Origin of the sequence: Sphingomonas sp. 22176 (assembly GCF_052045505.1) — a bacterium.
GTDB lineage: Bacteria > Pseudomonadota > Alphaproteobacteria > Sphingomonadales > Sphingomonadaceae > Sphingomonas.
Genome location: NZ_JBQEPL010000001.1, coordinates 1,067,043 through 1,083,256, shown reverse-complemented (window position 1 = coordinate 1,083,256; position 16,214 = coordinate 1,067,043). Strand labels below are relative to the sequence as shown.

Annotated in this window: 19 protein-coding genes; 8 read left to right on the top strand and 11 right to left on the bottom strand. The window is 67.6% G+C overall.

What is annotated here, in order from left to right:
* Positions 1-1,197: an ABC transporter permease gene (locus tag ACTJKY_RS05090; protein ID WP_440844611.1), complete on the top strand. Its 1,197-nt coding sequence runs from the start codon at positions 1-3 to the stop codon at positions 1,195-1,197.
* Here the strand turns inward: ACTJKY_RS05090 and ACTJKY_RS05085 are convergent.
* Both ACTJKY_RS05085 and ACTJKY_RS05080 read right to left on the bottom strand, forming a co-directional pair.
* Entirely contained in the window at positions 1,166-1,780 is a 615-nt protein-coding gene (locus ACTJKY_RS05085) for a nucleotidyltransferase family protein (RefSeq protein ID WP_440844609.1), read from the bottom strand. The genes ACTJKY_RS05090 and ACTJKY_RS05085 overlap by 32 nt on opposite strands.
* Complete coding sequence (locus tag ACTJKY_RS05080) at positions 1,767-2,678, bottom strand: XdhC family protein (RefSeq protein ID WP_440844607.1); 912 nt, start codon at positions 2,676-2,678, stop codon at positions 1,767-1,769. The genes ACTJKY_RS05085 and ACTJKY_RS05080 overlap by 14 nt, the downstream gene beginning before the upstream one ends.
* Positions 2,679-2,801: 123 nt before the next feature.
* Between ACTJKY_RS05080 and ACTJKY_RS05075 the strand changes: the two genes are divergently transcribed.
* On the top strand, positions 2,802-3,803 hold the full coding sequence (locus ACTJKY_RS05075; RefSeq protein WP_440844605.1) for a glycerophosphodiester phosphodiesterase: 1,002 nt from the start codon (positions 2,802-2,804) through the stop codon (positions 3,801-3,803).
* Positions 3,804-3,813: 10 nt separating this feature from the next.
* The gene (locus ACTJKY_RS05070; RefSeq protein ID WP_121073637.1) at positions 3,814-4,038 is read left to right on the top strand and encodes a hypothetical protein; all 225 of its coding nucleotides are present in this window, start codon (positions 3,814-3,816) and stop codon (positions 4,036-4,038) included.
* A 30-nt stretch (positions 4,039-4,068) separates the two neighbouring features.
* Here ACTJKY_RS05070 and ACTJKY_RS05065 read toward each other — a convergent pair whose 3' ends face one another.
* From ACTJKY_RS05065 to ACTJKY_RS05050, 4 genes are all read right to left on the bottom strand, one after another.
* Positions 4,069-5,019 carry an alpha/beta fold hydrolase gene (locus ACTJKY_RS05065; protein WP_440844604.1) on the bottom strand — a complete coding sequence of 317 codons (951 nt, stop codon included), beginning with the start codon at positions 5,017-5,019 and terminating at the stop codon, positions 4,069-4,071.
* Positions 5,016-5,225, bottom strand: a complete 210-nt coding sequence (locus tag ACTJKY_RS05060) for a helix-turn-helix transcriptional regulator (RefSeq protein ID WP_440844603.1) — start codon at positions 5,223-5,225, stop codon at positions 5,016-5,018. Before ACTJKY_RS05060 ends, ACTJKY_RS05065 begins: the two co-directional genes overlap by 4 nt.
* A complete protein-coding gene (locus ACTJKY_RS05055) occupies positions 5,222-5,635 on the bottom strand; it encodes a hypothetical protein (RefSeq protein WP_440844601.1) in 414 nt (137 codons plus the stop codon). The genes ACTJKY_RS05060 and ACTJKY_RS05055 overlap by 4 nt, the downstream gene beginning before the upstream one ends.
* A gap of 282 nt (positions 5,636-5,917) precedes the next feature.
* Positions 5,918-7,312, bottom strand: a complete 1,395-nt coding sequence (locus ACTJKY_RS05050; RefSeq protein ID WP_440844600.1) for a glutamate ligase domain-containing protein — start codon at positions 7,310-7,312, stop codon at positions 5,918-5,920.
* 39 nt (positions 7,313-7,351) lie between these two features.
* Between ACTJKY_RS05050 and ACTJKY_RS05045 the strand changes: the two genes are divergently transcribed.
* The gene (locus ACTJKY_RS05045) at positions 7,352-8,170 is read left to right on the top strand and encodes an LD-carboxypeptidase (RefSeq protein WP_440844598.1); all 819 of its coding nucleotides are present in this window, start codon (positions 7,352-7,354) and stop codon (positions 8,168-8,170) included.
* A 10-nt stretch (positions 8,171-8,180) separates the two neighbouring features.
* Here ACTJKY_RS05045 and ACTJKY_RS05040 read toward each other — a convergent pair whose 3' ends face one another.
* Both ACTJKY_RS05040 and ACTJKY_RS05035 read right to left on the bottom strand, forming a co-directional pair.
* Positions 8,181-9,101, bottom strand: coding sequence for a LysR family transcriptional regulator (locus ACTJKY_RS05040; RefSeq protein ID WP_440844597.1), 921 nt, complete (start codon positions 9,099-9,101; stop codon positions 8,181-8,183).
* Between the two features lie 176 nt (positions 9,102-9,277).
* Positions 9,278-9,883: an outer membrane protein gene (locus ACTJKY_RS05035; RefSeq protein WP_440844596.1), complete on the bottom strand. Its 606-nt coding sequence runs from the start codon at positions 9,881-9,883 to the stop codon at positions 9,278-9,280.
* Positions 9,884-10,302: 419 nt separating this feature from the next.
* On the opposite strand from ACTJKY_RS05035, the gene ACTJKY_RS05030 reads away from it, so the two are divergent.
* Entirely contained in the window at positions 10,303-10,845 is a 543-nt protein-coding gene (locus ACTJKY_RS05030) for an MAPEG family protein (RefSeq protein WP_440844595.1), read from the top strand.
* A gap of 10 nt (positions 10,846-10,855) precedes the next feature.
* Here ACTJKY_RS05030 and ACTJKY_RS05025 read toward each other — a convergent pair whose 3' ends face one another.
* Positions 10,856-11,125 (bottom strand): hypothetical protein, encoded by a 270-nt coding sequence (locus tag ACTJKY_RS05025; protein WP_440844594.1) that lies wholly within the window; start codon positions 11,123-11,125, stop codon positions 10,856-10,858.
* Between the two features lie 60 nt (positions 11,126-11,185).
* Positions 11,186-11,542 (bottom strand): VOC family protein, encoded by a 357-nt coding sequence (locus ACTJKY_RS05020; RefSeq protein WP_440844593.1) that lies wholly within the window; start codon positions 11,540-11,542, stop codon positions 11,186-11,188.
* Positions 11,543-11,691: 149 nt separating this feature from the next.
* Between ACTJKY_RS05020 and thrS the strand changes: the two genes are divergently transcribed.
* Entirely contained in the window at positions 11,692-13,683 is a 1,992-nt protein-coding gene (gene thrS, locus ACTJKY_RS05015) for a threonine--tRNA ligase (RefSeq protein ID WP_440845227.1), read from the top strand.
* A 49-nt stretch (positions 13,684-13,732) separates the two neighbouring features.
* Here thrS and ACTJKY_RS05010 read toward each other — a convergent pair whose 3' ends face one another.
* On the bottom strand, positions 13,733-14,428 hold the full coding sequence (locus tag ACTJKY_RS05010) for a hypothetical protein (RefSeq protein WP_440844592.1): 696 nt from the start codon (positions 14,426-14,428) through the stop codon (positions 13,733-13,735).
* Positions 14,429-14,651: 223 nt separating this feature from the next.
* Here ACTJKY_RS05010 and infC point away from each other — a divergent pair, with 223 nt between their 5' ends.
* Positions 14,652-15,188, top strand: coding sequence for a translation initiation factor IF-3 (gene infC / locus ACTJKY_RS05005; RefSeq protein WP_029623153.1), 537 nt, complete (start codon positions 14,652-14,654; stop codon positions 15,186-15,188).
* Entirely contained in the window at positions 15,188-16,078 is an 891-nt protein-coding gene (locus ACTJKY_RS05000) for a glycoside hydrolase family 16 protein (protein WP_440844591.1), read from the top strand. Before infC ends, ACTJKY_RS05000 begins: the two co-directional genes overlap by 1 nt.
* The last annotated feature ends 136 nt before the right edge of the window (positions 16,079-16,214 follow it).

The window sequence follows — 16,214 nt, the reverse complement described above, 5'->3', positions numbered from 1 at the left end:
ATGCTGTTCACCACCCTGCTGCTCTCGCTGCGCGAAATCCGTCGGCATATCCTGCGCTCGTTCCTGACGACGCTCGGCATCATCATCGGCGTGGCGGCGGTGATCACCATGGTGACGCTGGGCAACGGCGTCTCCGCCTCGGTGCAGGCGTCGATCAGCTCGCTCGGCAACAACACGCTGACCGTGTTCCCCGGCGGCGGCCAGCGCGGCGGCAGTTATCCGCCGCAGTTCGACAATGGCGCCATCCAGGCGATCCGCCAGCAGGTGAGCGGCGTCAGCGCGGTCGCCCCGCAGGCCGCGTCCTCGGCGCTGGCGGTACGCAACGCGCAGAACTGGAACGCGTCGGTCACCGGCACCAGCAACGATTATTTCGACGCGCAGAACCTCGAATTCGCCGGCGGCCGTCGCTTCACCGATGCCGAACTGTCCGCGGGCAAGTCGGTCTGCGTGATCGGCGACACGATCCGCGCCAATCTGTTCGCCAATGACGATCCGGTCGGCGAGCGCTTCCGCCTCGGCACGGTCAGCTGCGAAGTGGTCGGCGTGCTCAAGAAGCGCGACAATGCCGGCTTCACCGATCCCAACTCCACCGTGGTGCTGCCGCTCAAGACGGTACAGCGCCGCTTCGTCGGCAACCAGAATGTGCTGGCGATCCAGATCGCGGTGGCGCCGGGCTACGATACCGCCGGGGTGAAAAAGTCGATCGTCGGCCTGCTGCGCGAGCGCCGCCACCTCACCCCGGACCAGCCCGACAATTTCGACATCTTCGACAGCGCCGAATTCGCTTCGACCATCCAGAACCAGATGTCGCAGATGACGCTGTTCGTCGCCGCCATCGCCGCGGTGAGCCTGCTGGTCGGCGGGATCGGCATCATGAACATCATGCTGGTGTCGGTCACCGAACGCACCCGCGAGATCGGCATCCGCCTCGCGATCGGCGCGCTCGGCAAGGAAGTGCTGCTGCAGTTCCTGGTCGAGGCGGTGGCGCTGTCGTGCCTGGGCGGGCTGATCGGCGTCGGCCTCGCCTTCTTCGCCTCCTGGGGGCTGGCCAAGCTGGCCGACCTGCCCTTCACCTTCGACCTGTCGATCAACCTGCTCAGCTTCGCGATCTCGGCGCTGATCGGCATCGTCTTCGGCTTCTTCCCGGCGCGGCGCGCCGCGGCGCTCAATCCGATCGACGCCTTGCGGCACGAATAGCCGCGGCCGCCTCGCGCTCGCGCAGGGCCTCCAGGTCCTCGCGGGTGTCGATGTCGACCAGTTCCTCGGGCCGGGTGATGACATGATGGCCGCGCAGGATCAGCGTCCGCGCGCCGGCATCGCCCTCCAGGCTGCACAGTTCGGCGAAATGGTCGCGGCCGATCAGCGCCGGCGGCATCGGCTGGACGCCGTCGCTGGAGGCGACCAGCGTCGCGCCGTTGTCCGAAGCTTCGAACAGCCGGTAGCAATGCGTGACGGTGACACGCGGCATGTCCGCCAGCGCGATCAGCACCGCCTCCGCGCCCGCCTGCTCCGCCGCCTGCACCCCGTAACGCACCGAGCGCGCCTGCCCCAGCGAAGGATCGGGGTTCTCCACCACCTGGAAGCCGCGCGGGCCGAAATCGAGCGTCGTGTCGGAAACCACCGCGATCCGGGCAAGGAACGGGATGTTCTCCAGCGCGGTCACGACGTGGAACGCCAGCGGATGACCGAGATATTCCTCGGTCAGCTTGTCGCCGTCGGCGAACCGTTCGGACTTGCCCGCGGCGAGCAGGACGAGGGCGGTCTTTTCAGGTGTCAGCATGGAAGGTTTTCACCATGGCGGCGGCGATGGAAAGGGCAATCTCGGACGGACCGATCGCCCCGATCGAAAGCCCCGCCGGCCCTTCGATTCGCGCGAGATCCTGCGCTGAGACGCCCGTGGCGCCAAGTCGTTCCAGCCGCGCCGCATGGCTGCGCCGCGACCCCAGCGCCGCGACATAGCCGGTCGGATGGGCGAGCGCCGCCGCCAGCGCGGCATCGTCGATCTTGGGATCGTGGCTCAGCGTCACCACCGCGGTCGCCGGATCGGGTTTGAGCGCGGTCACCGCCTCGTCGGGCCAGCGATCGTCGAGCGTCACGCCGGGGAAGCGCTCCTCGGTAAGAAAGCGCCCGCGGGGATCGATCACGGTGGTTGCGATGCCCAGCTCGCGCGCAAGGCCCGCCAGCGCCTGCGCGATCTGCACCGCGCCGACGATCAGCAGCCGCCGCGGCGGATCATAGCGGTTGACGAAGCCCGCGACCCCGATCGCGCTCTGCCCGGTGGCGAGATCGGTGCCGACTTCGATCGGGCGGCCCTCGGCGCGGGCTGCGCGGATCGAGTCGAACAGTTCGGGCGGAAATCCGTTGGCCGCAACCGGCTGGACCAGCACCGCGATCTGCCCGCCGCAGGGCAGCCCCACTTCCCACGCCGCCGCATCGGCGACGCCATAGTCCTTCACCACCGCGGGCGCGCCGGCGATCACCTCGGCGGCGGTCTGCAGGATGTCGGTCTCGACGCAACCGCCCGAGACCGAGCCTTCGAACCGGCCGTCCTCGTGGACCAGCAAATGGCTGCCGCGCGGGCGCGGCGCCGAGCCCCAGGTGGTGACCACCGTCGCCAGCGCCATGCGGGCGCCGCGCCAGGTCTCTGCGGCTGCCAGCACGCTGTCGTTGTCGGCCACTTGTCTCGCTCCCGTCACATCCGCTGCCTAACCGCCTAGCGGAAGGAGAGTTTCGTGACGAGATGGATGTTATTGGCCGCGGCGCTGCTGGCGCCCGCCCTCGCTTTCGGACAAGATCATCCCATGCAGAAGCCCATGCCCCGCATCGTCGTGATCGGCCATCGCGGCGCCAGCGGCGAGCGGCCCGAACACACGCTGCTCTCCTACCAGCGCGCGATCGACACCGGCGCCGACTTCATCGAGCCCGATCTCGTCCCCACCAAGGACGGCGAGCTGGTCGCCCGGCACGAGAACGCCATCACCGACACCACCGATGTCGCGGCGCACCCCGAATTCGCGGCCCGCAAGACCACCAAGACGATCGACGGCCAGACGATCACCGGCTGGTTCACCGAGGACTTCACCCTCGCCGAACTCAAGACGCTGCGTGCGAAGGAGCGCCTCCCCAAGCTCCGTTCCGGCAACACCGCCTATGACGGCCAGGCGACGATCCCGACGCTCGACGAGATCATCGCGCTCGCCAAGAAGGAATCGGCGCGGCTCCACCGGGTGATCGGCATCTATCCCGAGACCAAGCACCCGAGCTATTTCGCCTCGATCGGCCTCCCGCTGGAGGCGCGCCTTGTCGCCAAGCTCAAGGCGGCAGGCTGGGACCGCGCCGATGCGCCGGTGTTCATCCAGTCGTTCGAAGTGAACAACCTCAAGCAGCTCCACACCATGACCAAGGTGCCGCTGATCCAGCTGATGGCCGGCAGCGAAGGCCCGGCCGATCACGCTTTCGCCAGCTACAAGGAAATGGCGACACCCGAGGGACTGAAGGCCATCGCGACCTACGCCGCCGGCATCGGCCCCGAGCTGACCCAGATCATCGCCCGCGACGGCACACCCTCCACGCTGGTCGCCGACGCCCATGCCGCGGGCCTGAAGCTCCACCCCTGGACCTTCCGCGCCGAGAATTTCTTCCTGATGCCCGCCTATCAGGTCGGCACCGATCCGGCCGCGCATGGCCGGCTGGAAGCGGAGATCACCGCCTTTCTCAAGGCCGGGATCGACGGCTTCTTCACCGATTTCCCTTCCATCGGCGCGCCGGCTCGGGATAGCTTCCTGAAGACCAACGACAAGTAAGGCTTTCCCGATGCGTATCCTCCCCGTTCTGCTCGTGCTGCCGCTGCTGGCGGGGGGATGCGTGGTCAAGACCGCCGCAAATGTCGTGACCCTGCCGGTCAAGGCCGGCGCCAAGGCGGTCGACTGGACCACCACCAGCCAGGACGAGGCCGACCGCAACCGCGGCCGGAAGATGCGCAAGCACGAAAAGGAATGCCGCAAGCATCCCGAGCGCTGCCAGAACGAGCAGCGCTGAACGAGGGGGCATGTCGCCCCCTCACGTGACTCAGCCGAGAAACGTCATCAGCGCCCGCTCGAACCCGTCGGGCTGGTCGAGCATGATGAAGTGCCCGCTGTCGCCCACGCCGCGGATGGTCACGTTCGGCGCGCCGGCATATTCGGCGCGGTAGATGCCGAGCACGCGCGCCTCGCCGCCCATCGCCTCGGTCCATGGAACCAGCACGGTGATCGGTGCGGCGATCTTCGGCAGCTCGGGGCGCAGATCGGTGATCATGTCCTCGTAGATCGCCTGGCCGCTCACTCGCATGTCCGCCTTCGCCGACCAGGCCGCGACCTTCTCCCGCGCGGCGGGCTTCAACGCATTCTGCCGCGCGACCATCTCGGCGAGCTGCGCCGGATAGGGCTTGCCGTACAGGCCCGCCATCTGGGCACGCATCATCTCGGCCTGGGGCTTGATCGACGCCGCCGTGGCGGCGGGGGCGAAGATGGTGCTGATAAACGGCAGCGCGTCGACGATCAGCGCCTTCTTCACGTCTTCGGGGTGCGCCCGCGCCAGCATCAGCGAGACCAGCCCACCCATCGAGTGGCCGACGACCGGCACCGCCCCCAGCTTCTGCCCGGTAATCAACGTGTGGAGATCGGCCACGATGCCGTCGAGGATGCCCGGCTGCAGGTTGCCGCGCGGGTCGTCACCGCCGAAACCGTTGACCTGGACCAGATACACGCGGTGATTCTTGATCAGCTCGGGCACCACCCCGTCCCAGGTGGCGCGCGGGCTCGACAGGCCGGGGATCAGCACCACCGGGCTGCCGCGCCCCAGCAACCGGACCGAGATATGGTCCATCTGCAGCACCGGATCGACGGTGGCAGCAGCCAGGACCGCCGGGGCGGCATGTGCTTGCTTGAAGAAGCCATTGGCCGCCAGCAGCGCGATCAGGATGGCGAACCAGGGAAGCCGGTTGTCCCGGCGGCACAGGCAGCGAACGAAGCGGTTCATTGGTCCGTCTCCTTGGCGGGGTTGAGGAAGATCTCTTCGATGGCAAGGCCGAACAGGTCGGCGATCTTGAAGGCGAGCGGCAGCGACGGATCGTAGCGCCCGGTCTCGATAGCGTTGACGCTCTGGCGCGAGACTTCGAGCAGCTCAGCGAGATGCTGCTGGCTCCACGCCCGCTCGGCGCGGAGCACGCGGAGGCGGTTGTTCATGCGTCGGCTCCCGCCCGGTCGCGCCACGCCATCGCGCACTGGGCGAGGCCCCAGCTCGCGCACCAGACCGGAAAGGCCCAGAACACGTCGATCTGGCCGATCGCATGGTAGATCTGGAGGAAGCCGAGCACCGTCGCCGCTGCCAGCACGACACCGATGCCGAACAGCATCGCGACGACCAGCCGCTGGCGGACATACTCGTCGCTCTCCTCGCGAACATAGAGGCCGATCACGACCAGAATGCCGAGGATCGGCAGCGCCGGCAGGATCGAGAGCGCGACCAGGGCAGCGCCGGTAGGATGGAGTTTCGCGACGATAAGGCTCGTCGCCATCACCAGCACGACATAGGCAAGCATCGTCGGCACGAAGCGCTTCAAATAGCGCCGGGCGGCGGGCGTCTTCGAGTGCATGTAAAGCCTCCTTGCGGATTAGACAAGTAAGCTTTACGTCAACCACGCTTTACATGTCAAGCGTGGTTGACAGCGGAGCGGGCGGTGCAAACTCCCCTCCCGCCTGCGGGAGGGTTAGGGGAGGGTGCTTAGGGCGAGCGGGCGCGGTCGGTGCGGGGCGTGACTACGCCGCAGCACTTCTCCCAGCGAAGGACTCGCTTCCATCACACGCCCTCCCCCGTCCCCTCCCGCAAGCGGGAGGGGGGCGATAGAGCCTATGCGTTTGGTTGTCAGAGCAGCGCGTCAGCCGCGCAGCCGCGCCACCATCTCTTCGGCGAGCTGGCTGAGCGTATCGTCGCGCGCGCCCATCACCACGATGCGGTCGCCCGGCTGCGCCCGCGCGACCAGATGCGCCGCCGCCGCCTCGCGGCCGGGGATGTGCAGCGCCTGCGCGCCGGTCGCCGCGACATCGGTGACGATGTCCGCGCTGGTCACCTCGCGCGTGACGGTGCCGCCCTGATAGACCGGGTCCGGCAGCACCAGCAGGTCTTCCTTCTCCAGCTTGGTGGCGAACATCGCGACCAGCTCGCGCCGCATCACCTTGAGCGGGCCATAGCCGTGCGGCTGGAACAGCAGCAGCAACCGCCCCGGAAAGGCGTGGAGGGTATCGAGCGTCGCGGCGATCTTGTCCGGGTTGTGCCCGAAATCGTCGATCACCGACACGCCGCCCGCCTCGCCGACCAGCTCGAACCGCCGCCGCAAGCCGGTGAAGCCCTCCACCGCCGCGCTCGCCTCCTCCAGCGAGATCCCCGCCGCCGTCGCCGCGCCGATCGCCGCTAGCGCGTTGGCGACATTGTGCCGCCCCGGCACCTGCAGCCGCACGCGGCGCACCGTCTCGCCCATTTCCAGGTCGAAGCCGATCGCGAACGCCTCGGGCGCGAGGTTCCGCGCCATCAGGTCCGCATCGCCCTCCACAGCGAAGGTCAGCGTCCGCGCGCGATCGAGCCCCGCCGCCAGCGCCGCGCTCTCGGCATCGCCGACATTGACCACCGTGGTCGCCGCCTTGCCCGCGAATGCACCGAACAGCAGCCGCAATTCCTCCAGCGACTTGTGGTCGAGACTGACATTGTTGAGCACCGCGATCCGCGGCCAGTAGTTGGCGATCGAGCCGTCGCTCTCGTCGACCTCGCTGACGAACGCGTCCCCCGCCCCCACCAAGGCACTCGCGAACGGCGCATCCGGCCCCGCGAAATTCTTCATCACCGCGCCGTTCATCACCGTGGGATCGCGCCCGCAGGCGTGGAGGATCCAGCCGATCATGCCCGTCACGGTCGACTTGCCGCTGGTCCCCGCCACGCCGATCGGCAGCGGCGAGGCGTTGAACAGGCTCGCCAGCAGCTCGGCCCGCGACATCCGCGCGCAGCCGAGCTCGGCCGCACGCACCATGTCCGGCACGGTCGGCTCGATCGCGGCGGAGGCGACCACCACCTGCTCGGCCGACTGCACGCCGCTGCCGTCCTGCGGGAACAGCCCGACGCCGCGTGAGCGCAGCCAGTCGAACTTGGCCGCCAGCCGGCCGCCGTCGAGGCTGCGGTCCGAACCCGAGACCCGGGCACCCTGGCCGGCGAGGATCATCGCCAGCGGCATCATCCCCGAACCGCCGATTCCTACGAAGAAGGTTGCTTTGCCATGCTGCATGGGCACGCTATCGGCAATTCGAGGAGACCATACAAGCATATGCGGATCGGAGTCGTCGCGCCGGCGCGACCAGTCACCCGGGAATCGTCTGCCCGCATGGCGGCGTTCATGGCGCTCACCTACCCGGAGCACGAGGTGGTGTTCCACCCGCAATGCTACCTGTCGGCCGGCCATTTCGCCGGCTCCGACACCGAGCGCGCGGCGGCGTTCCTCGAAGTCGCCAACGATCCGACGATCGACGCCATGTGGTTCGCCCGCGGCGGCTATGGATCGAACCGCATCCTCGACGCGGTGATGCCGCACCTAGGCGACGCCGCGCGGCGCAAGACATACATGGGCTTTTCCGACATGGGCTTCCTGCTCGGCGCGCTCTACGCCCGCGGCATCGGCCATCCGGTCCATGCCTCGATGGCGAGCAGCATCGGCAAGAACGATGCCGGCGTGGATACCGGCTGGGCACTCGGCTGGCTGATCGACCGCGACCGCCGGGGGCTCGATCCCGCGCTGGCCGACGGCCGCCCCGCCGCCGCGTTCAACCTAGCGATCCTGACGTCGCTGATCGGCAGCAAGTACCTGCCCGACCTTACCGACCATGTGCTGATGATCGAGGAAGTGGACGAGCCGCTCTACCGGATCGACCGGATGCTGTTCAACATGGCGCATGCCGAGCAATTGAAGGGCATCGCCGGCATCCGCCTCGGCGCAGTGACCGCGATCGCCGAGAACGATCCGCCTTTCGGCGAGACGGTGGACGAGATGATCCTGCGCTGGTGCAAGGAGATGGACGTCCCCTATCTCGGCCGCTGCGCGATCGGGCATATCTCGACCAACCATGTCGTGCCGTTCGGCGTCGCCTGAGCCGCGGCGCTCACCCGCCGGTATCGAGCATCAGTTCGGCGAGCTGCCGGTCGACGCCCGGCACGACATGGTCGATGAACGCCCGCAGCATCGGCGTCATGCTCTTCTTGGACGGGTAGCAGAGCGCGATGCCGAACTCCTCAATCCGCCAGTCGGGCCAGAGCTGCACCAGTTCGCCCCCGGCGAGCGCCTCGCGACAGATCACCAGCGGAATCAGCGCGATGCCGAGGCCGGCCCGCGCCGCCTCCACGATCACCGTGCCATCGTCGCTCGCCAGCCGGGGAAGCAGTGCGAGTTCGTGGCGCCTGCCATCGGGCTGAAACAGGCCCCAGTGTGTTTCACGCCCCGGCGGGCCGAAGGTGAGCGTGGGCAGGGTCGGCAGGTCCAGCGGCGTCTTGCCGGCATGGGCTTCGGCCACCGTCGGCGTCGCCGCCAGCACCCGGTGCAGGCGCGAGAACTGACGGACCACCAGGCTGCCGCTGGCGGGCAGGTCGCTGGCACCGCGCCGCATCACGTCGAACGAATCGCGCACCATGTCGACGTCTTCGCTGGTGACGTGCAGTTCCAGCCGCACGCCCGGATGGCGCGCGAGAAAGCCGGGCAGCAGATCCTGCTCCAGCGCCCGCGCAAAACCCGGCGGGCAGCACACGCGCAGCAGCCCTACGATCTCGGTGCGGGTACGCTGGGCGATCAGGCGGGTGGCCTCGACCCGGTCGGCGATCACGTCGCAATGTTCGAAGATCTCGCGGCCCGCCTCGGTCAGGCGCAAGCTTCGCGTCGAGCGTTCAAGCAGGCGCATCTGCAGGTCGTTCTCCAGCCGCGCCACCTGGCGGCTGAGCTTGGCCTTTTGCGATCCGATCGCGCCGGCGGCGGCCGTGAAGCCGCCATGGCGCACCACCTGCGCGAAGGCCGCGAGATCATCGAGATGCATGGACGCCGAATACTATCGATCGCACGGCACGTAACCCTGGATATCGCCCCCTGCCGGCGCCCGGGCGCTGGGCGTGTCGTGCCCGGCAGGGCACGCCGCAGCGCGATGGGCGCGCGCGGGGGGCAGTCGGGTGAGCTGGAGTGGGGGGGGGAATCCAGCCGCCCGACCGCCGGACCTCAGAAGCGATAGGCGATGCCCGCCAGCACCTGGTGCCGATCGAACTTGCCGTCGCCGTTGCTCAGATCGGTGTAGCGATATTCGAGCCGTGCCGAGACCTTGTCGGTGATCATCCGCTCGACGCCGCCGCCGACCAGCCAGCCGTCGCGGCTCTCCGATCCGGACAGCGTCACGCCATTCGCCGCAATCCGGGTGCCGACGCGCTCATTGGCATAGCCGCCGCGCACATAGAGCAACGTCGCGGGGGTAACGAGATAACCGGCGCGTGCGCTCAGATCGATCGAGCGCTTGGGATCGATCTGCACCCCGTTCCTGCTGAACGAACTGTCGATCGGCAGATTCACCTCCGCCTGCGCGCCGAGGACGACGCCCGGCACGACCTGCTTGTCATAGCCGACAAAGCCGCCGACGACGCCGGTATCGTGGTGGCGCTTGATCGGCGCGATGCCGAGATCGGTGGTGGGATTGCGGACGTTGGTCTGCTCCCAGCCGCCCTGCACGCCGACCGAGGGACCGTCGAACGGCGTCGACGACGACTGCGCATGGGCGGCACCCGCGACCGACAGGGCTGCGATTGCGGCAAGGCCATGGACGAATTTCTGCATGGATACGCTCCTCTGAACAACATTCGGAGCGAGCACCGGATGCCGTCTCCGGCACCGAAACAGTCTCGCTTCGAGGCGCCATGTGGAACCGGAACGGGGGCCGGATTAGAGGCCAAAAGCGGGAAGCACTGTTGCGGAAATCGATCCAATCGCGGGCTTGTTTGGCGGGCGGGGCGCCCTAGGGGTGACGGCAAGGGCACGGCATGCACATCGGCGCCGGACCTCTGGCATGCCGATGGTCGGACGCGCGAAGCGGTGGAACTGCTCGCCCGCACCAACGGCATGCTGCTTGACCTCGTCTACAGCGGCAAGGTGTCTGCGGGGTTGCTCGCAGCGTGGCGGGCAGTTCGCGTAGAGGAAGCTTTCGACGCGTTTACGACTGCGGAGACCTTACACCACCGCGGAAAGGATGCGCACGCATGGCCGACGAACGAGCATTCAAGGCAGTGCAGCGCTGCGTGGCGATCGGCATGGCCAGCGCGCTGCTCCTCACCATCGTCGTGCTCGGGCTGGTGGCGTTCGCCGCACATGGCGGCAGCCCACCGCCGTTTCCGCAGCGCCTCCAGGACGCGCTGCGCCTCGACCTGCTCGTCATCCTGTGGGTCGCTGCGGGAATCGCGAATGTGGCCCGGCTGCGCTTCTCCTCCGCAAAAGACATTGGCGGCAGCGGTGGGCAACAGGCCTCCGACCAGGTCAGGATTGCCAACGCCATTCTGGAGAACAGCTTCGAACAGGCCGCGCTGGCGATCGTCACGCATCTGATCGTCGCTGCGACCTTTGCAGGCTCAACGCCGCTGATCGCCGCGCTGGCCTGCCTGTTTGCCGTCGGACGGCTGTTGTTCTGGACAGGCTATAAACGCGGCGCCAGCGGCCGCGCCTTCGGCTTCGCACTTACCTTCTATCCCAGTGTGGTTGCGCTTCTCGCATGTGCGCTTGCCGCGTTGGCCGCGCTGTTAAAATAGCGCGAAGGCCTCAGCGACTGGTTGGCTTGCTGCCCTTCCGCCGCAGCATCGAAGCAAGCACCAGGCCCGCACCGATCTGCAGCACGCCATATGCGCGACGGCGACCCGGATGCCCAGCGAAGGGGCGCACCAGTCCGTCGACCGCAGCGACGTTGGATCGCCATAGCTCCACATGCCGGGTCGGCTGGAGCACGCCCAGAAGGCCATCCCCGATCATGAACGCCGCGGCCATTTCCGCGGAACGCCTGAGGCCAAGCTGCAGTCCGGTCTGTTCGCGCATGATCATCCTCCGCTCGAACCGTCAACGCATGGGCGTCCCACTTGGTCCGATGCCTGGCGGCTACCCCTCCAACACCCGCCCCACCCGCACCAGCGCGCCATCGGGATCCGACACCGCGAACTCGTACGTCCCCCACGGCATCGCGTGTGGCGTGCCCGGCTGGATGATCGCCTCGCGCACCCGCGCCGCGACCGCGTCGACATCCTCGACATAGAGGTACAGCCCGAAGGGATTGTCCGGCGCCTGGGGCACATTGGCCTCCTGCCGCAGGTGCAGGTGCCAGCCGCGGCCGTCTGCGAGGATGCGGTAGTGGCCGTAGTCGCCGGTCACCTCCAGCCCCAGGCGGCGGTAGAAAGCGGTGCTCGCGTCGAGGTCGCGGCAGGGCAGGATGGCGACGATGTGGTGGCTGGCGTCCATGGCCGCAGGCTATGCCCGCGAAGCTCCCCACACCACCCCGAAATCCGCCGCCCCTGCCCTTTCGCCAAAGCCTTGCCTATATCGCACCCGCGCGGGCATAAGCCGCGCTCCATTCCACACCCATGAAAGGGGTTCTTCCCGTGTCCGAGATGTTCCGCATTACGCTGCCCGACGGTTCCGTCCGCGAGGTAGCCCCGGGGACTACCCCGGCGGACATCGCTGCGGCGATCGGTCCGGGTCTGGCCAAGGCGGCGCTCGCCGCGCGCGTCGATGGCGAGCTGCGCGACATCGGCCGTCCGTTCGAGGGCGATGCCCAGCTCGCGCTCGTCACCGCCAAGGACGAGGCCGACGCGCTCGAACTCGCGCGCCACGATTATGCGCATATCCTGGCCGAAGCGGTGCAGCACCTGTTCCCGGGCACGCAAATCACCTTCGGCCCGTCGACCGACGACGGCTTCTATTACGACTTCGCTCCCAAGGATCGCCCCTTCACCGAGGAGGACCTGCCGGCGATCGAGGAGGAGATGCGCCGCATCATCGCGCGCGACGAGCCGCTGATCCGCGAAGTCTGGTCGCGCGCCGACCTGATCGCGCGCTGGACCGCGCAGGGCGAGACCTTCAAGGCCGAATGGGCCAAGGAACTCCCCGAGGGCGAGGAGCTGACCGTCTACCGCGCCGGCAAGGGCGAGGACGCCTGGCTCGACATGTGCCGCGGCCCCCACCTCGCCTCCACCGGCAAGGTCGCGGCGGATGCGTTCAAGCTGACCCGCGTGTCGGGCGCCTATTGGCGTGGCGACCAGAAGAACGCGATGCTCAGCCGCATCTACGGCACCGGCTGGCTCAACAAGAAGCAGCTCCAGGAGCATCTGACGCGCCTGGAAGAGGCCGCCAAGCGCGACCACCGCAAGCTCGGCGCGGAGATGGACCTGTTCCACCTCCAGCAGGAGGCGCATGGCTCGGTGTTCTGGCACCCGAACGGCTATGTCATCTACCGCGTGCTCGAGGATTATATGCGTCGCGCGGTGAACGGCGCGGGCAGCAAGGAAGTGAAGACTCCGCAGGTGATGGATGCGCGCCAGTGGGAGCAGTCCGGCCACTGGGGCAAGTATCGCCAGAACATGTTCGTCATCCCCGACGAGACCCCGAACATCGAGGACGAGGGTCCCATGGTGTCCGAGGACGCGCAGTGGATGGCGCTCAAGCCGATGAACTGCCCCGCGCACATCCTGATCTTCAAGCAGGGCATCAAGTCGTATCGCGACCTGCCGATGCGGCTGGTCGAGAATGGCTGCTGCCACCGCAACGAGCCGCACGGCGCGCTGCACGGGCTGATGCGCGTCCGCCAGTTCACCCAGGACGACGGCCACATCTTCTGCCGTGAGGACCAGATCGTCGACGAGGTGAAGGCGTTCTGCGCGCTGGCCGACCGGGTCTACAAGCATTTCGGCTTCACCTATGCGATCAAGCTCGCGCTGCGTCCTGAGAAGCGCTTCGGCACCGAAGAAATGTGGGACATGGCTGAGAACGAGCTGCGCGACGCGGTGGTCGCCGCCGGCCTCGCCACGCCCGAATATGGCTGGGAGGAACTGCCCGGCGAAGGCGCCTTCTACGCGCCGAAGCTGGAATGGCACCTCACCGATGCGATCGGCCGTACCTGGCAGGTCGGCACCATCCAGTCGGACCGGGTGCTGCCCGAGCGTCTCGATGCGAGCTATGTCGGCGAGGATGGCGAGCGCCACCGGCCGGTGATGCTCCACCGCGCGATCTTCGGTTCGTACGAACGGTTCATCGGCATCCTGATCGAGCATTTCGCCGGCAAGCTGCCGACCTGGCTCGCGCCGGTGCAGGCGGTGGTCGCGACCATCGTGTCCGACGCGGACGACTATGCCCGCGAAGTGGTGGCGAAGCTCCAGGCGGCGGGCATCCGCGTCGAGAGCGACCTGCGCAACGAGAAGATCAACTACAAGGTGCGCGAACACTCGCTGGCCAAGGTGCCCAACCTGCTGGTCGTCGGCAAGCGCGAGGCCGAGGAGAGCACCGTCGCGCTCCGCGTGCTCGGCAGTCAGGGCCAGACCATGCTGACGCTGGACGAGGCGATCGAGCGGCTCAAGGCCGAAGCGCTGGCGCCCGACCTGCGATAAGGCGTTTTGACAGACAGCGGGCGGCACCCGATGGTGCCGCCCGCCGCGTTCAGAACCGGTACTTCAGCCCGACCTGCAGGATCGGGTAGACCTGATAGTCGTTCGCCGAATCCTGCAGCTTCTGGCGCTGCTTGGCGAGCTCATTGCGGTACGTCGCGCCCGCGATCGTCGGATCGGTCGCCAGCGTGCCGTTGGAGGTGAAGTCGCGGATGCGCACCGCGCCCTGGAACAGCGCACCGGCCTCCACGGTGAAGGCCAGGCCCTTGCGCAGCTTGCCGCCATAGCCGAGCGTCAGCTGGGGGGCGAATTCGCGCAGGTCGGCGCGGCCGGTGATGGTGCCGATCTGCTCGGGCGTGAACACCAGGCTGCCGATCTTGGTCGGGCCGTTCGGCACCGCGCGGACGCGGCCGTCGGTGCCGTTGTAGCGCGCGCCGCCCGAGATGCGGAAACCGCCGCCGAGCGGGTAGACGTCGACAATCACGCCCGCCGACGCGAGCTTGGCATGCCCGTCATAGTCGATGCCGCCCGAGGTGAAGCTGTGGTCCACGCTCAGGAAGCCGCCATTGGCGCGCACGCCGACATGCTGGTTGAAGCGGTAGCCGATTTCCGGCCCCACGCCCAGCGAACCGGCGGTCACGCCCACGCTGGCCTTGCCCTGCTGTGTGCCTTGATCGGTCTGCGCCAAGGCCTGGCCAGCAAACGTCACCGCGGCGAAACCCGCCGCCAAACGAAACAGTCGCTGCATGATATTCCCCGCATCGCCGGCACCCGGAATTGTCCGCCGACTCCGGGACATTATAGAAGCCGGAACAGCCACATGACGGGATTTGCGGGCTTTTCCCGCGCCATTGCTGCACTTGCCGCGCACTTTCGCTGCGAAATGGCAGCGGGGGGATCTTCTCTCGGGCGCGGTTATTGTCTATATAGGGCGCTGATCCACTACAGGAGCCAGTCTTATACGTTCTCCCATGCCCCGGCGCCCGATGGCGCCCGCGATGCCGCTGAACGGGCCGCGGTTTAACGAATTCATCCAGTCGCCCAAGGTTCGCGTGATCGACCAGGACGGCGAAAACCTTGGCGTGATGTACACGCGCGAGGCGATGGCGCAGGCTGCCGAGGTCGGGCTCGACCTCGTCGAAGTGTCGCCCAACGCCGATCCGCCCGTCGCCAAGTTCCTCGATGTGGGCAAGTTCAAGTACGAGGCGCAGAAGAAGGCGAACCTCGCACGCAAGACCCAGAAGACGCAGGAGATCAAAGAGATCAAGATGCGTCCCAACATCGACGACCATGATTACGACGTGAAGATGCGCAACGTGCTGAAGTTCATCGGCGAAGGCGACAAGGTGAAGATCACCCTGCGCTTCCGCGGTCGTGAGCTTTCGCATGGCCAGCTCGGCATGCAACTGCTTCAGCGCGTCCAGCAGGACGCCGCCGAAGTGGCCAAGGTGGAGAGCTATCCGCGCATGGAAGGCCGTCAGATGCTGATGGTGCTTTCGCCCAAGTGATGCCCGCGCGGCGGTTCGCGATCGCGGCCGCCGCCGCAGCCTGGTTCCTGCCGGCAGCGGCGGTCGCGCAGACCGCCGCCTTACCGCCCGTCCCCGCCACGACCAGCGAATCGATCGCAGTTCCCAAGGACGCGCGAGTCGTCTGGGCGGACGAGTTCGACTCGGGGTCCCTGCCAGATCCGAAGCGCTGGACCTATGATACCGCCCGCAACCGCGAAGGCTGGTACAACCAGGAACTGCAATATTACGCCGCCACCCGGCCCGAAAATGCGCGGGTCGAGAACGGCCGCCTGATCATCGGGGCGCGCCGCGAGCGGCTTTCGAGCCAGCCCGATTATGGCGGCCAGGACTATAGTTCCGCCCGCCTGCTCACCCGCGGTCTCGCCAGTTGGACCTATGGCTTCATCGAGGTCCGCGCCAAGCTCGCCTGCGGCAATGGGCTATGGCCGGCGATCTGGCTGCTCGGCGCCGATAGCAGCGGCGGCTGGCCGCGGCTCGGCGAAATCGACGTGATGGAGCTGGTCGGCTGGGATCCGCAGACGGTGCACGGCACCATCCACACCGGCGCCTATAACCACGCCCAGCATACCCAGAAGGGCGCGACCACCCAGGTGGCAGACGCCTGCACCGCCTTCCATACCTACCAGCTCGACTGGACGAAGGACCGCATCCTGATCGGCGTCGACGACCATGCCTATATGCGCTTCGACAACGACCATAAGGGCGACCCCGCCACCTGGCCGTTCGACAAGCCGCAATATCTGCTGCTCAACGTCGCGGTGGGCGGCTGGGGCGGCACCCACGGCATCGACCCCGCCGCCTTCCCGTCGCGGATGGAGGTGGAGTATGTCCGCGTCTGGCAGATTGCGGACCAGGCCAAGGGGCGGTGACCCGCGCTCGCCCTTCCGTCATTCCCGCGAAGGCGGGAATCCATTGGCGCTGAAGCCGCGGCTCCTGCCCCCAGCGCACAGGCGAATGGATCCCCGCCCTCGCGGGGATGACCGAGGGCGTGGCAGTACCCGCCAC

Bases quoted from the DNA above. Each gene is read 5' to 3' on its own strand.
- ACTJKY_RS05040 (WP_440844597.1), bottom strand. From the start codon at position 9,101: ATGCATCTCGATGATCTCGCGGCCTTCGCGCAGGTGGTGCGCCATGGC.
- ACTJKY_RS05010 (WP_440844592.1), bottom strand. From the start codon at position 14,428: ATGCAGCGACTGTTTCGTTTGGCGGCGGGTTTCGCCGCGGTGACGTTT.
- ACTJKY_RS05000 (WP_440844591.1), top strand. From the start codon at position 15,188: ATGCCCGCGCGGCGGTTCGCGATCGCGGCCGCCGCCGCAGCCTGGTTC.
- ACTJKY_RS05020 (WP_440844593.1), bottom strand. From the start codon at position 11,542: ATGGACGCCAGCCACCACATCGTCGCCATCCTGCCCTGCCGCGACCTC.
- thrS (WP_440845227.1), top strand. From the start codon at position 11,692: ATGTTCCGCATTACGCTGCCCGACGGTTCCGTCCGCGAGGTAGCCCCG.
- ACTJKY_RS05060 (WP_440844603.1), bottom strand. From the start codon at position 5,225: ATGAACAACCGCCTCCGCGTGCTCCGCGCCGAGCGGGCGTGGAGCCAG.
- ACTJKY_RS05035 (WP_440844596.1), bottom strand. From the start codon at position 9,883: ATGCAGAAATTCGTCCATGGCCTTGCCGCAATCGCAGCCCTGTCGGTC.
- ACTJKY_RS05055 (WP_440844601.1), bottom strand. From the start codon at position 5,635: ATGCACTCGAAGACGCCCGCCGCCCGGCGCTATTTGAAGCGCTTCGTG.
- ACTJKY_RS05030 (WP_440844595.1), top strand. From the start codon at position 10,303: ATGGCCGACGAACGAGCATTCAAGGCAGTGCAGCGCTGCGTGGCGATC.
- ACTJKY_RS05065 (WP_440844604.1), bottom strand. From the start codon at position 5,019: ATGAACCGCTTCGTTCGCTGCCTGTGCCGCCGGGACAACCGGCTTCCC.
- ACTJKY_RS05050 (WP_440844600.1), bottom strand. From the start codon at position 7,312: ATGCAGCATGGCAAAGCAACCTTCTTCGTAGGAATCGGCGGTTCGGGG.
- ACTJKY_RS05075 (WP_440844605.1), top strand. From the start codon at position 2,802: ATGCAGAAGCCCATGCCCCGCATCGTCGTGATCGGCCATCGCGGCGCC.
- ACTJKY_RS05090 (WP_440844611.1), top strand. From the start codon at position 1: ATGCTGTTCACCACCCTGCTGCTCTCGCTGCGCGAAATCCGTCGGCAT.
- ACTJKY_RS05085 (WP_440844609.1), bottom strand. From the start codon at position 1,780: ATGCTGACACCTGAAAAGACCGCCCTCGTCCTGCTCGCCGCGGGCAAG.
- ACTJKY_RS05045 (WP_440844598.1), top strand. From the start codon at position 7,352: ATGCGGATCGGAGTCGTCGCGCCGGCGCGACCAGTCACCCGGGAATCG.
- ACTJKY_RS05070 (WP_121073637.1), top strand. From the start codon at position 3,814: ATGCGTATCCTCCCCGTTCTGCTCGTGCTGCCGCTGCTGGCGGGGGGA.
- ACTJKY_RS05025 (WP_440844594.1), bottom strand. From the start codon at position 11,125: ATGCGCGAACAGACCGGACTGCAGCTTGGCCTCAGGCGTTCCGCGGAA.
- infC (WP_029623153.1), top strand. From the start codon at position 14,652: ATGCCCCGGCGCCCGATGGCGCCCGCGATGCCGCTGAACGGGCCGCGG.